General features: G+C 47.8%; 17 protein-coding genes and 4 pseudogenes. 1 reads left to right on the forward strand and 20 read right to left on the reverse strand.

Annotated features, from left to right (window positions below):
* Positions 1-7: 7 nt before the first annotated feature.
* Together H6F74_RS29000 and H6F74_RS29005 are read right to left on the reverse strand one after the other, a co-directional pair.
* Positions 8-760 (reverse strand): annotated as a pseudogene (locus H6F74_RS29000) (IS1 family transposase).
* Between the two features lie 109 nt (positions 761-869).
* Positions 870-1,856 carry a HAMP domain-containing sensor histidine kinase gene (locus tag H6F74_RS29005; RefSeq protein ID WP_190445574.1) on the reverse strand — a complete coding sequence of 329 codons (987 nt, stop codon included), beginning with the start codon at positions 1,854-1,856 and terminating at the stop codon, positions 870-872.
* 286 nt (positions 1,857-2,142) lie between these two features.
* Here H6F74_RS29005 and H6F74_RS29010 point away from each other — a divergent pair.
* Positions 2,143-2,241: pseudogene (locus tag H6F74_RS29010) on the forward strand (transposase); the annotation flags it as partial.
* A gap of 285 nt (positions 2,242-2,526) precedes the next feature.
* On the opposite strand, the gene H6F74_RS29015 reads toward H6F74_RS29010, so the two are convergent.
* The 18 genes and pseudogenes from H6F74_RS29015 to H6F74_RS29090 form a co-directional block, all read right to left on the reverse strand.
* On the reverse strand, positions 2,527-2,904 hold the full coding sequence (locus H6F74_RS29015; protein ID WP_190445576.1) for a hypothetical protein: 378 nt from the start codon (positions 2,902-2,904) through the stop codon (positions 2,527-2,529).
* A 417-nt stretch (positions 2,905-3,321) separates the two neighbouring features.
* Positions 3,322-4,359 (reverse strand): NAD(P)-dependent oxidoreductase, encoded by a 1,038-nt coding sequence (locus tag H6F74_RS29020; RefSeq protein ID WP_190445577.1) that lies wholly within the window; start codon positions 4,357-4,359, stop codon positions 3,322-3,324.
* A gap of 192 nt (positions 4,360-4,551) precedes the next feature.
* Positions 4,552-5,133 (reverse strand): SDR family oxidoreductase, encoded by a 582-nt coding sequence (locus H6F74_RS29025; protein ID WP_347269569.1) that lies wholly within the window; start codon positions 5,131-5,133, stop codon positions 4,552-4,554.
* A gap of 25 nt (positions 5,134-5,158) precedes the next feature.
* The gene (locus H6F74_RS29030; RefSeq protein ID WP_190445578.1) at positions 5,159-5,734 is read right to left on the reverse strand and encodes a TMEM175 family protein; all 576 of its coding nucleotides are present in this window, start codon (positions 5,732-5,734) and stop codon (positions 5,159-5,161) included.
* Between the two features lie 140 nt (positions 5,735-5,874).
* The gene (locus H6F74_RS29035; protein WP_190445579.1) at positions 5,875-6,168 is read right to left on the reverse strand and encodes a hypothetical protein; all 294 of its coding nucleotides are present in this window, start codon (positions 6,166-6,168) and stop codon (positions 5,875-5,877) included.
* 17 nt (positions 6,169-6,185) lie between these two features.
* On the reverse strand, positions 6,186-6,674 hold the full coding sequence (locus H6F74_RS29040) for a peptidoglycan-binding domain-containing protein (RefSeq protein WP_190445581.1): 489 nt from the start codon (positions 6,672-6,674) through the stop codon (positions 6,186-6,188).
* Between the two features lie 26 nt (positions 6,675-6,700).
* Complete coding sequence (locus H6F74_RS29045; protein ID WP_347269570.1) at positions 6,701-7,108, reverse strand: SgcJ/EcaC family oxidoreductase; 408 nt, start codon at positions 7,106-7,108, stop codon at positions 6,701-6,703.
* Positions 7,015-7,329 carry a hypothetical protein gene (locus H6F74_RS29590; protein WP_199301726.1) on the reverse strand — a complete coding sequence of 105 codons (315 nt, stop codon included), beginning with the start codon at positions 7,327-7,329 and terminating at the stop codon, positions 7,015-7,017. The genes H6F74_RS29045 and H6F74_RS29590 overlap by 94 nt, the downstream gene beginning before the upstream one ends.
* Positions 7,326-7,727, reverse strand: a complete 402-nt coding sequence (locus tag H6F74_RS29050; protein WP_190445582.1) for a RidA family protein — start codon at positions 7,725-7,727, stop codon at positions 7,326-7,328. The genes H6F74_RS29590 and H6F74_RS29050 overlap by 4 nt, the downstream gene beginning before the upstream one ends.
* A gap of 310 nt (positions 7,728-8,037) precedes the next feature.
* Entirely contained in the window at positions 8,038-8,247 is a 210-nt protein-coding gene (locus tag H6F74_RS29595; protein WP_199301727.1) for a hypothetical protein, read from the reverse strand.
* Between the two features lie 69 nt (positions 8,248-8,316).
* Entirely contained in the window at positions 8,317-8,886 is a 570-nt protein-coding gene (locus tag H6F74_RS29060) for a zinc-binding dehydrogenase (protein WP_190445584.1), read from the reverse strand.
* A 431-nt stretch (positions 8,887-9,317) separates the two neighbouring features.
* A pseudogene (locus H6F74_RS29065) lies at positions 9,318-9,398 on the reverse strand (SDR family oxidoreductase); the annotation flags it as partial.
* Between the two features lie 98 nt (positions 9,399-9,496).
* Complete coding sequence (locus H6F74_RS29070; RefSeq protein ID WP_190445586.1) at positions 9,497-10,090, reverse strand: ester cyclase; 594 nt, start codon at positions 10,088-10,090, stop codon at positions 9,497-9,499.
* Positions 10,091-10,495: 405 nt separating this feature from the next.
* Positions 10,496-11,071 carry a TMEM175 family protein gene (locus tag H6F74_RS29075; protein WP_190445587.1) on the reverse strand — a complete coding sequence of 192 codons (576 nt, stop codon included), beginning with the start codon at positions 11,069-11,071 and terminating at the stop codon, positions 10,496-10,498.
* Positions 11,072-11,233: 162 nt separating this feature from the next.
* Positions 11,234-11,335: pseudogene (locus H6F74_RS30330) on the reverse strand (DUF5996 family protein); the annotation flags it as partial.
* A gap of 44 nt (positions 11,336-11,379) precedes the next feature.
* The gene (locus tag H6F74_RS29080; RefSeq protein ID WP_190445588.1) at positions 11,380-11,793 is read right to left on the reverse strand and encodes a hypothetical protein; all 414 of its coding nucleotides are present in this window, start codon (positions 11,791-11,793) and stop codon (positions 11,380-11,382) included.
* On the reverse strand, positions 11,786-12,679 hold the full coding sequence (locus H6F74_RS29085) for a pirin family protein (RefSeq protein ID WP_190445590.1): 894 nt from the start codon (positions 12,677-12,679) through the stop codon (positions 11,786-11,788). Before H6F74_RS29085 ends, H6F74_RS29080 begins: the two co-directional genes overlap by 8 nt.
* Positions 12,680-12,785: 106 nt before the next feature.
* A partial coding sequence (locus H6F74_RS29090) for an alpha/beta hydrolase (protein WP_190445592.1) occupies positions 12,786-13,348 on the reverse strand: 563 nt, incomplete at its 5' end.

A 13,348-nucleotide genomic window follows, 5' to 3' on the forward strand; every position in this document is an offset into this window, starting at 1 on the left:
CACGCTATCAATTACTATTACTAATTTGAGTAAGAGCCTCTTTGGCGGTTCGCTGTAAATAATACATCCGTACTATTGAATGGCGCTCGCGTGAGCCAGTTGCGTAAGTCCTGAAATGAATCGCATATCTGAGCATTTCCTTAGATTTGGAGTAACACAAGGTCAAGCGATGCAATCGCGCCAGATAATGCCGTAGTCGTGTATTCTCACTCTCGACTCGCGTCATGTAGGTCTTGCTAACAATTTGATCGCCATCGGCAATAAAACCTGGGTAGACTGACCAACCATCAGTGATCTAAAAATAGCATTGCCACCAGCTGACAATTGCCCACAATGGCGCAAAGGCTTCAGCGCTCTGGTCACCTAAGACCCAACCTAAAATTCCTGGACCGAAGTGGTCAACGGCTGTCCACAGCCAGATTTTGTTTTTTTAGACCCCACGCCAGGTTTCAGTTCATCGAGTTCCCCTACCTCAGGCACAGTCTCTGGTTGATAGGCATCAGGAAGGAGTTGCCCAACAAGTTTTAAGCCAGTAAATTATGGTTGTGTGATGTACACCTTTAACTCGCTCAATGGCTCGGAATCCCATACCATTAACCGACATTTTTAGGCATTCCCGTTTAACTTCATCGCTGTACCCTTGACGAGGGGTATAGTCAACGATGAATTGACCAGCGCAATCCACACAAATGTGATTCTGTTTACCTCTTCGCTTGCCATTTTTCCGGATATGCGTAGACTTGCACTCTGGGCATTGTATTACCATTTTCCTCAATTCATCCCTCCATTATGCAACGCCGCTACTGGTTGTACAGGAACTTTACTCTACTTTGTATTCGGCTCGATACGATAGGGAACCCCACGGTAAATCAAATTATAGGCGGGACTAGAGCCATGAACTTGCTTAAAGGGCTGTCTTCTGTTCTGGCTTTCGAGCTTTGAGGGGTCGTATTCGTAGCTATAGAACCCTTAATTGGGATCGTGAACCAAAATTTTGTCCCCGCACCAAGAGAGCTAATGACTCCAATTTCACCACCATGAGCATGGATAATTTGACGGCACAAGTACAATCCCAATCCTAAACCTAAAGAGTTTTGCATATGGGAAGAACGAAAGTACAGTTCAAATAGGCGCTCACATTGTTCTTTCGACATCCCTACGCCGTTATCCTCAATACTACAGCAAATCATTTTTGCTCCGGCTGTAGCATTCAGCGTTATCATCAACCCAGGCGGATTATGTTTAATTGCATTTGTAATTAGATTACTAAAAACGCGCCATAGTTGAGTTAAATCAGCAGCCACCAACGGTAAATCTTCAGGCACTAAATTCTTCAGCGTGGCTTGATTTTGTTCCAGGATTGGTTCTAAGTCAGCCACTGATGAACTGACCAACTCACTGAGTTGAATGGGTTCAGTGTGGAGGACAATGCCTTGCACATCACTCGCATGAGCTTCGAGTAAGGAGTTAATCAGTTGGAGTTGGTGATCGCTCCCTTGCACCATCCGTTCTAAAATCGAGCGGGGTATAGCAATTGTTGCATCTGGATTTTGCAGTAAATTATTCAGCACCATCAATGTGCCTGTCACGGGGTTACGCAAATCGTGAGAAACGCCATGTAAAAACACCTGTAATTGCCGTTTCGATTCAAACTCATTGCGTTGTAAGCGTTCGTACAAATACACAGCGAGTCCACAGATCAAACAAATCCAGAAATAAAAGACAAAAATTATGATGTTATTGAGAAGAGGATTTTTAACCTCTGGATTACTCAAATCTAGTAATTGATTGACACAAAAATAGTAGCCTATCGTTGCCACGGCAACTGCTATAACACCGCGATAGTAAAGTTTCATGGTTTCACCTTTTGAATGAATGTAATGGGTTGGGTTCAATGCGAGCGAAGGCGCTGACTCGACATTTACCTAGTTGTTCTCATTCTTCAACAGACATTCCATTTAGACTACGTAAGTTCCTTGAGTTAAGCTGGAACTTATAGTCAAGTGTGGTATTCTTCAGGAAAAAAGGCACTAATTAAGTGGTTTGCAATTCGCACTCGCAGGATGCAACCCCTTATAAAAAAAACTTGCTTTGCCCTTTTCCTCAACCCCCACCGGGAAACTTTGAGTTACCCTTTCAGGGGTGGATAAAATTTATCGAACCCGCTCCAATCGAGCCTGGTGCAAAGAGAGAGGAATTAGACTCAGTGGACTTCCCTCGGGAAGTCCGCCAACTGTCAGTTAGGAAAAGAAATACAAGCGGTAGAAGATGAGAGAGTTCCCATCACAGAGCGATCAGCTTCGAGTCAAGCCGTAGGCAATCGCAGAAGTTTTCGGTCTACTGACATTAACCCTATTTTTCAAACGGTCGATGGCTCAAGAACACACACTTCGCTCCGTCTGAGTACCTCCATCTCTGTGTTGTGGCTCGCGAACTCCAGCGCAAGCTCCTTCGCCCGCTCACTATATATTTACTCTATCTCGCGTTGCTGAAACGAGTTTGTTTCGGCATCATCCAATTTAGACCCTAATGTTCAGAATTCACTTGCCATGTAATCACAATGATTTCTGCAAACAGTAAGACACCTATTAGCCGCGAAAACGCTCCTAAAATGGCTTCCGTTGCCCAGTTCTGACTCTGAACCTCCCAGAGCATCCAAACAATATTGAATCCAATCACTAACCAGGGTAGAATTACCGCTGAATTCCGTCTGCGATAGAAGCGGATCGTCGTCTCGCGCCAAAATGGAAAGGTACTGAGGAGACAAACAATGTAGGAGGCTCCTGCACTGCTGAACAAGCTTCTTTGAAGACCCGAAGGCAGGTTTGGGTATCCAAGTGCGATCGCTGTCAGGCAAACTCCGAGCGCGAGGTACAGGAAAGTAAACAGGGTAAATCGTTTCATTATTTCTTCTCCGGTGAAGCGTATTCTCTGTACCAGAAACGCCCACATTGAAAGCAATTGATTGTAATGCCCTGACCGATCATCACTGGGTGGAAACCATTACTGACTGTCACTCCGTGGACATCATCACTTGTGCCTCCTATCCGATCGGGTAAAACGACAGTTTCAACATTGATCGCCTGTGTCGTTGTATTTTCGATCCACTGATTGACACCACTCACAACCTCCGAGAAAGATTCATACTTGGAAGCTCGCCGAAGGGTTCCTGTTCAGTAATGCGAGGCGCAAAATCTTTGCATTAATCATTTTTCGGTAGTGGTAAATATGTAGTGATATTCAATGCTCAAAGCCTTGTACGGTAGGGGGTGAAAGTGGATTTATCACTACTTCTATACCACTACCCATTTTTCCACCGCCTTAAAACTGTAGAGCTGACTTAGAGTCTTCGTAGATAGTCGCTCCCGCACTGCGAAGTTCATTCAGAAACCATTCGGTATCCGAGAGCAGTTCGGGTAGGTAAAGCCCAGGGCGGGCAGGAGCGCGGTCATTCAGTCCCAATACCGACACGAGAGAAAGAACGACGCTCAGACCCGTTAGTGAGGCTGCGCCACGCTTGAACTCCAGCATCGATCGTGAACGCTGCGTTCGACCATCGGCTTCGCCCTCAATCTCGACGACGATCTCGGTCGCTGCCTCACTGCCCCGATGGCGACTGGATGATTCGTCAGTCACTAGGTCAAAACGTACATTCGGTGCCCCAGTGGCAGCATGGAGGCTAGCGATATCGAACGTGGAAAATGCGGTGGCATCAAGTGAGCGACCGTCAATTGATTCGATCTTGCCCTTTGCTGCGTCGCCGGACAGCCATACGCGCCGCCCACCCTCGAATACCATTGCGGGGGGAGCAGCCCCGTGTACCCGCTCCATATCTTCGAGCGACGCTGGACCTGCTGGATCATTCTCGTCGAGGATTGCTCCGATCCGGATGGAGTGGATGACCTCGAAGCTTTTGACACTGTTGAGTGCCAGAAACACAGCCGCACCAGCCATCCAGTGACTGGCGAGCACGACGGGTGCTGCGGTCGCACGATGCGCGAACATCGCCAACTCAGGTCCGATTTCAGTGAGGGCAGCGTTGATGTTCAGGTAAGGGATGCCCAAGTCCTGCGCGTAGCTCACTCCTTTGAGTCCGGCTTCGGGAGCCAACATGACCACAGCAGCGACTGTGACATCATCACCGAGACCCAAGCGGGGCTTATCGAGATATATAGCAACAGCTTCGGCAGCGCCCACCTCCTGGGCGACTTCACCTGCCGATTGCAGATTCCGTCCTCCGACGAGCACTCGAACGCTGGGGTGCCTCTCGCGGAACCACCTGACGGCAGTGCGCCCCACGAAGCCCGATCCTCCGGCAAAAAGTACCTGTCCTAAAGCCACCTTATTTTCAAGTATCATGATTTTTACCTCTTGTTATGAAACCAATTGCATTTACTTGAGTGTGATGACTTCCAACACTCAGTTTCTTTCAGATTCTGATGGTGCTCCTTTCAGCGATAGTGAACCTGTTTCAAGGTCATTCCAGCAAATTGCTTAGAAACCACCTATTCGGAACTGCGATCGCAAAAAGATATCTGCCAAGATCGCGATTTAGCCTGCTGTATATCCACCATCGATCGCTAAGGGTTGCCCAGTAATGTAGCTGGCAGCATCAGAGCAAAAAAACACAACCGCTTGAGCAATTTCTGTTGCCTGACCGATCCGACCGATAGGAACCATAGACCCAAGATCATCGAACGTTATGCCTATCTGGTCAGCGCTACGAGCCATTAGATCAGTCGCAATGGGACCGGGATTAACAGCATTAATCCGAATGCCCTGTTTGGCATAGTCAAGTGCGGCGGTGCGTGTCAGCCCCATCACCGCGTGTTTGCTGGCAACGTAGGGAGAGATTCCTGGCAGCGCAACAAGACCATTGGTGGACGAATTGTTCACGATCGCGCCTGCGCCCTGGGTGAGCATCTGTTGAATTTCATATTTCATGCACAGAAATACTCCTCGCGCATTGATCGACATAATCTTGTCAAAATCCTCGATCGATTGTTCATGCAGTGGTTTAACGGCAAGATCAATGCCAGCATTGTTAAAGGCATAATCGAGTCTGCCATAGGTCGCGATCGCTTTCTGCAGCAATTCCCGGACATCCGCCTCACTCGATGCATCTAATTTCACAAACAAGCATTCCGAACATGGAACTTTATGAGTTCAACGCCTTTTCAATACGACGATCGGGAATGAGCCACAGAACTGCAACCAGAACGTATAATGCACATGCAAGCCAAGGGATTGCAAAAGCAAGTGGAATTGTAACTGCATAAATCAATACCGATAACTTGCCTTTAAAATTCCGACCAAGAGCGTTTGCAAGTGTGGAATCTTGACCGTGGTGAAAAACAAGTGTGCGGGTCAGAGTGAAGTAGGCGATCGCAGCCAACAATAGAACCACACCATAAAGCGCCACAGGCAACGCAGCAAAGTGATTTTCACCCATCCATGCGGTGACAAAGGGAAATAATGATAACCAGAACAACAAATGTAGGTTTGCCCATAAAGTTGAACCATTCACTTTTCGGACTGCCTGAAACAGATGATGGTGATTGTTCCAGTAAATACCAACATGCACGAAACTCAACACATAGCTTAGAAAGGTTGGAATCAACTGACGTAGTGCAGCTAAATCTGACTCATGAGGTATTTTTAATTCCAGTACCATAATGGTGATAATAATAGCGATTACCCCATCACTGAATGCCTCTAACCTACCTTTAACCATTTTTAGACATGCTCCTTGTTTGCTTCCCGCGTTGTATAACTGCCGTTTGCAAAAATGGTTGTCCGGTTATCCACTATCCATTCATTTTGTTCACCACTTTAAAAGTGTAGAGTTGTCCGGTACTCCGTACTGGTTTACTTCTAAGGACTGGTAAACGGCTTACATTGAATCGCCTTCACATTTCGCAGATAGTTCAACTCTGGCTCGAAGTTAGTGGGACAGAAGACATAAACATTGTCCTGAGATCGGCTAATGATTAAACGGTAGCTGGGTGGAATCCCTTCAGAACCTTCGATCGCTTCGATTCTGGGAATCACTTGTGAACTGACTTGAGCCAGGGATGGAAAATTGAACAGTAGGAGTACGCCGAACAGAATTGTGATTGCGATTGTGGTTGTAGTTGTGATTTTGGTTGAAAGAATCTTTCGGTTCATTAGAAATCTTCTGTGGCTTATGGTTGTGTAATGTTCTGTTGTTTCCAGGGAAGCGGGGATCGATAGGGGTTTTCGTGCATATCCAGGACTTCCCAGGTGGTTGGATTGACTCGCCCTGTAACTGGGATTCTGTATCGTCCCTGGAGATCGCGTACCGCAGACACTGTGATCGCACCAAAGATGCCATCGACGATCGCCCCTCTTGGATTGCCTAACCTCACACCTGCGGCTCCTAAAAAGCCATTGTCTTGAAGGATGCGCTGTAACAATTGCACGTTTTTGCCGCGATCGCCTTGGCGTAAGGTAGGTAAGGTTAAATCAGTGTAGGCAGTGGCGATCAGAATGGGGGAGGTTTGTTGTGGAGGAATGCTGTGTGCGATCTGCGCTAGCTCTTTCAGAGCCGCTCCGCTGACGCAGCAGCGCTTCGCTATCGCGGGATGAGTGAATGAACCTCCGAGCAATCCTGTTGCGATCGTTAGTATTCCGAAAATGAGTTGAGGTTTCATGATTGTCCTCCTGATGGAGATTGGTTTTATTTCGCATCAATCTGCGTCGGAGTGATTACTCCACTCGCTTTGAGACCTGCAACGAGGTCGGTCACTTGACGTTGAGCCTCTTCACTCAGCGAGTCAAACTCGTCCAAGAAGAATTGCCGTTCTAGCGTCAACTTCCGGGCATTGAGTAGCCCTTCAATCCGCCAATCTTGATCGCGTTTCATCACGACGAATAGCTGCATCGAATCTCGTGACAGTGAAGTTTTGGGTTGTCCGGGCAGCATTACCCTGACAATTCCGTTCATGAGAGCAAGTTGAGGATTCAGGAAGTGGACGAAATTCACCTCACCCTCTAGGTGTGTTTCTTTGACAACCGTATCGAAAGCTTGCTGATTAAATGCAGCGATCGCTTTTCGACCCTTGAGATGCGTTCCCTCGAACGCGATGAAATCGGCAGTTTCGCTAAACGAGCAGCGAAGTCTTCACCACTGCCTCGATTCCAAGCATCAATCATCTGGTGATGGAAAGCACGGATTGCTGACTCGTCAGCAGGACTGGTGAGTTGATTTTGAGTTGTTTGTGAATTCACAGGTTTGAGTTCTCCTTTTAAGTAATAGACCAGTTTTCGAGCAGCATAAATTGTGTTATTGACGCTTGCAAAACTCACGGAACAATTGCAGTCACGCGAATTTCAATACGCATCGTGGGTAGTCCAAGCGCCGCGACTCCTACCTGTGTCCAGATTGGAGCGTGGTTGGGCATGTAATGGCGAAATAACTTGACCATCACGTCGTTAACCTCTGGAGGAAACCCGCCAACATGGTAAGAATTGACATGGACAACATGCTCCCAACCCGCACCAGCAGTTGCCAAGGTTCGCTCTACGTTCCGAAATGCCTGGGCAATCTCATCCGCAAGCGGTTCGGGAATTTGCAGATTGTCATCCCAGCCACCTTGACCTGATATCTCCACTCGATTGTCGATTTTTACCGCTTGCGAGTAGTGCAAGTTATTCAGCATGTATTCCCCATAACCGGGGGTGACAAAAAACTCTGGCTTATTCATGGTGTTCTTTGGTGCAGTACATTTGACGATCTCTCGCGTTGCTTAGACAGCTTGCCAACTCCAAGTTGAGTGTAATGAGTTCCAACACTCAACTTCTTCCAAATTCTTACAATGATTTGTCAAATCCCGATTTAGACACTAATGTTCAGAATTCACTTTCCATGTAATCACAATGAGTTCTACAAACAGTAAGACACCTATTAGCCGCGAAAACGCTCCTAAAATGGTTTCCATCGTCCAGTTCTGTTCTGACTCTGAACCTCCCAGATCATCCCAACAATGTTCACTCCAATCCCCAACCAGGGTAGAATTACCGCTGAATTCCGCCTGCGATAGAAGCGAATCGCTGTCTCACGCCAAAATGGAAAGGTACTGAGGAGACAAGAATGTAGGAGGCTCCTGCACTGACGAACAAGCTTGTTTGAAGACCCGAAGACAGGTTTGGGTATCCAAGCGCGATCGCCGTTAGACAAACTCCCAGCGCCAGATACAGGAAAGTAAACAAGGTAAATTGTTTCATTCTTTGTAAATAAAGCTCAGCGATAATCTATTCCTATGTGGCTGACATGACTCAGCCGATGAACAACAATTAGTCCACATGCAGCACAGCCTTACCTGAAAATTTGCGCCCGATCAAATCAGCCGACGTTACGTCTGCTTCACGCCACGAAACTGCTCGATCAATATGCGTTTTGAGCCGCCCCTGCTCAACTAACCTCAGCAGACGAGCCAGCCCAGAACTAGCGCTTTCCATCTCTACTTCGGTGTACAGTGTGAACCCGTAAAGCGTGCGCTGCCCTCCATTCTCGGAATAGAAGTCTGCCAGGGACAGCTTCATCTCGTTGCCGCTGCTACTGCCATAACAAACGCAGGTGCCTCCTTGAGCCAAAAACGCAGTTAGCTTCCCGACCAATTCACCTCCTACTCCATCGACAATCAGTCGATAAGGCGCGAACTGCTCGGCTTCTTGCCCAGTCTCGGTCACCACCACTTCATCTGCGCCGTAATCTCGCACAAATGCTTCTTGCGCTGACTGACGAATTTGGGCAACGACGCTGGCTCCCATCATCCGAGCAAACTGCATGGCGAAGAGTCCCACTCCCCCTGTTGCCCCTGTGATCAGCACCCGACTTCCTAGTAAACGAGATCCCTTTTCCACTGCATACAGTGCTGTTAACCCCGCGACGGGCAGTGTGGCGGCATCGGTATGTGATACGCCCTGGGGAATGATAGCCAGAAAGCGAGTCGAAATCTACATATTCTGCCCAGCCCTCCGAGCGGATAGAGAGGGCAACAATTTTTGTCCCTGTGGGTGGACCACTGCCGTCCTGTGCTGTTTGTTCAACAACGCCAACGATATCCCAGCCAATTGGAGTACCCAGTGGATCATTTTGCGATCGCTTGAGTTCGCCCCGATTCATCGAAAATGCCTTGACGCGAATCAAGCACTCGTTAGCCTTCGGAGTAGGAACTTCAGTGTTTTGAAAGGTGAGGTTGCCAACGGCGTTTGGTGAACTCACGAGTCTACGCATCGCCATATCCTTGTGTGTAGAGGGCTATAGTTTCATGTTCTAGATAGAACTGTTTCAATCAACTTGCTGTATATCCACCATCGATCACTAAGGGTTGCCCAGTGATGTAGCTGGCAGCATCAGAGCAAAGAAACACAACCTCGCAAACCTGTTTCAATGTCATTCCAGTCAATCGCTGAGAAACATTTAGACCTGCGATCGCAGGTTTAAGCATTGATGGAAAGCTTGTTCTAACCTTTAGTCGCGGTCGCTTGCACGATCGATCAGTGCGTTTGAGGGCAAGCTCGGATCAAGTACCTTGCGTGCACTGTCAACCCCTACAACGGGCAGTGTAACCGGATCAAGCATGCCGAGTTGAACCAAGACACTCGCCTGATCCCAGTAGAGGTGCTCATGAGCTATCTTGCCATCACGAAACCGAATAATCCCGACCACTGGCACTTCAACCCGTTTCCCAGTCGGAGCAACGCCAGGGATCATCCAGTCCATCTGGATCGTATGCGTGAACTTCGCCACCATTTCATCGACGAGTTGATCCGTCCCGATCGTGCGCGAAATCGGAACTAGCTCGAGGTCTGGCGGAATCTGGGGAATGAAGTCTTTGGAATAAAACTCACCCACTGCTGCTTTTCCGGCTCCCCCAGTCATCACTGGAATGTTATTCACATACGTGTCCTCAACCATCGTAGCGAGAGCATCTTCAGGGCTGTGAGTACCAAACTCGTGCCCGATATGCTCTTCCCAGACCGCTTGTAAAGCTTCCTGAGCAGGTGTCAGGTTGGGGGTTGCCTGTACATTTGCTTGTTTGTCTACAATTTGCTCTTTGACCATGTTAGATTCTCCTAGTTCGTTCTATCTCAACTGTATTGATTCCAATGCTTAACTTCTTTCAGATTCTTATGGTTTTCTTAGTCCCTACTCTTCTAAAACCTTAATGATGAGTTTGCCCTGATTCGTACCGTCAAAGAGCTGTTTCTATTCATAGTTCGATTCTGTGATTGAACCTACAGGTCGCGTAGCAAGATACCATTGCCGATTCACCTTTTTTGTCACTTAAATTTCCTCTTGCATTTCTGTAGTTGCTAAAACTCTGAACATGATGATTTTTCCTTTTAGCCCACTGTGACTCCACCAACGAGTCTGCCATAGGTCGCGATCGCTTTCTGCAGCAATTCCCGGACATCCGCCTCACTCGATGCATCTAATTTCACAAACAAGCATTCCGAACATGGAACTTTATGAGTTCAACGCCTTTTCAATGCGACGATCGGGAATGAGCCACAGAACTGCAACCAGAACATATAATGCAAATGCAAGCCAAGGGATTGCAAAAGCAAGTGGAATTGTAACTGCATAAATCAATACCGATAACTTGCCTTTAAAATTCCGACCAAGAGCGTTTGCAAGTGTGGAATCTTGACCGTGGTGAAAAACAAGTGTGCGGGTCAAAATGAAGTAGGCGATCGCAGCCAACAATAGAACCAGACCATAAAGCGCCACAGGCAACGCAGCAAAGTGATTTTCACCCATCCATGCGGTGACAAAGGGAACTAATGATAACCAGAACAACAAATGTAGGTTTGCCCACAAAGTTGAACCATTCACTTGTCGGACTGCCTGAAACAGGTGATGGTGATTGTTCCAATAGATACCAATATGCACGAAACTCAACACATAGCTTAGAAAGGTTGGAATCAACTGACGTAGTGCAGCTAAATCTGACTCATGAGGTATTTTTAACTCCAGCACCATAATGGTGATAATAATAGCAATTACCCCATCACTGAATGCTTCTAACCTACCTTTAACCATTTTTGGAGATGCTCCTTGTTTGCTTACCGCGTTGTATAACTGCCGTTTGTAAAAATAGTGTCCGGTTATCCACTATCCATTCAGTATCTCTAAGTGGCAATAGATCGCCTCAAACTTTGTATCAAGGTCGCTAGTCCATCCGCTTCAGCAATTTGCAATTTGTTAGCCGTACACGGTTGGGGAACGCTCCAAGGCTACTTGATCCCACTGTCCTAAGTTGGCTGCTGCCTCATAGGTGCTTTGGAGAAAAGCAAGGAGGTTTGCAGTTACACAATCAGAGCAAGTTCAGAACCTGTGAATTTTGGAGGTTAAAGACTGTCAGAGGTCAGCAACATCATGACATCTGCATGAGCTAACACGACATCGGGGTGGCGTTGAAGCGCCGTGTTATACTTCATGGCAAACTCATCGCCCGATTCATCGGGGCTGAGCAGTGTCCGAATGTCACTGTCAATCGCTTCAATTGCCTCTGATGTAACAGATTCATCGGCATGAAGCAACTCATCGATTTGGACAATCAATGCTGAGAGTCGATGCAACCAGGCAAACTGCTCATGACTAATCACCAGTTGTAGCAATTCACCTCTAGAAACGTGCCCTCGAACTTGCTCATAGGTAAAACGCTCAGTATCTAGTAAAAGCTTGTGCAGATGCAGTAGTTTGATTCGTAACTCACTCAAGCGGTGATATTGACTAATCCGATATTGAAATGTGTTAAACATAAATCTGTCCCATCCTTCCTGCCTGGTAGTCGTTGATCGCCTGGATAATTTCAGCTTCAGTGTTCATGACAAATGGACCGTAGCGCACGACTGGTTCGTTAAGGGGTACACCTGCAATCAGCAGCAGATCTAGAGGACGTTGAGCATCAGCAGGGTTGGAAATCACTACATCTTCTCCATCTTGAGCAAAGAGCACCATCTGCCCATCATCACCAGGCGCTGGCTCTGTCCCAAATAACCCAGACCCCTCCAGTACATAGACAAAGGCGTTGTACTCTTTGGGTACAGGCTGGATCATCGTTGCCCCTGGTTGCAGTGTGAAGTGGAGGTAGGTTATCGGCGTGCGCGTCTGAATTACGGCTTTTGCCCCTAACGCTTCTCCCGCAATCACCCGCACCGTCACAGACCCATCTTCGGTTTGAGCTACCGGAATGTGAGCCGCTGGAATTTCCTGATAGCGGGGTGGCATCATTTTGTCTCGTTGTGGCAGATTGACCCATAGCTGAATGCCGTGGAGCCGTCCACCAGTTTGGGTAAACATTGACTCCGGCATCTCGGAATGCACAACCCCGGCACCTGCTGTCATCCACTGGACGTCACCCGGATTTAGTAGCCCGGCGTGCCCCGCAGAATCTTTGTGTTCTAGCCGTCCATCCAAAACATAGCTGACGGTTTCAAAGCCCCGGTGCGGATGATCGGGTGCACCTTTTGCTTGACCCGGCTTTAGATTAATCGGACCCAACTCGTCGAGGAGGAGAAACGGGTCAAATTCAGAGAAGCTACTTTTGGGAAAGGGCCGACGTACAAGAAATCCGGCCCCTTCAAATGTTTCAACGCTGTTAATTACTCCGGCAACGGTTCGAGACGTTTGAGTGGGGACAGTCATAGAATTGCCTCTTTAGAACTAGACAAATATGTGTATCATTTGAGCCTGACTCAACGGGGTGAGTCACAGAGTTTTTTCGCAAGCCAGAAATGCAGCAGATCACTGATTATTCCTGCTGAAGAAAGTCCAGCAACAGGGGATTGATCTGATCAGCGTGAGTCCAGTTGATGGCGTGCGGCCCGCCAGGAATGACAACCAGTTGACTGTTTTTAATCAGCTTTGGGAGTCTTGCTGCAGTGGATTCAAGCGGCAAAATGCGATCGCTATCTCCATGAATGATCAGAGTCGGTACATCAATGCGGGGCAAATCATCGCGGAAATCGGTGAGCCAGGACGGTACACAATCCAAAGTCCCTTTTGCAGAAGCCCCTACTGCCACATTCCAGCTAGCTTGAATTGCCTCATTGCTGATGCGATCGCCCAGCAACACATCTACATTGAAGAAGCCCTGGAAGAATGTAGAAAAGTAGGCTGGACGGTCTTCAACAATCGCTTTCATAATGCCATCGAAAACGCTTTGATCAACACCCTCTGGATTGTCATCTGTCTTTAACAAAAACGGTGGCACGGGAGCCATCAGCACGGCTTTCTGCACCCGCTCTGAGCCGTATTTGCCAAGATAACGTGTGACTTCACCTGTTCCCATTGAGAAACCGACCAGCACGGTAT

Origin of the sequence: Trichocoleus sp. FACHB-90 (assembly GCF_014695505.1) — a bacterium.
In the GTDB taxonomy this organism is placed as follows: domain Bacteria; phylum Cyanobacteriota; class Cyanobacteriia; order Cyanobacteriales; family FACHB-T130; genus Funiculus; species Funiculus sociatus.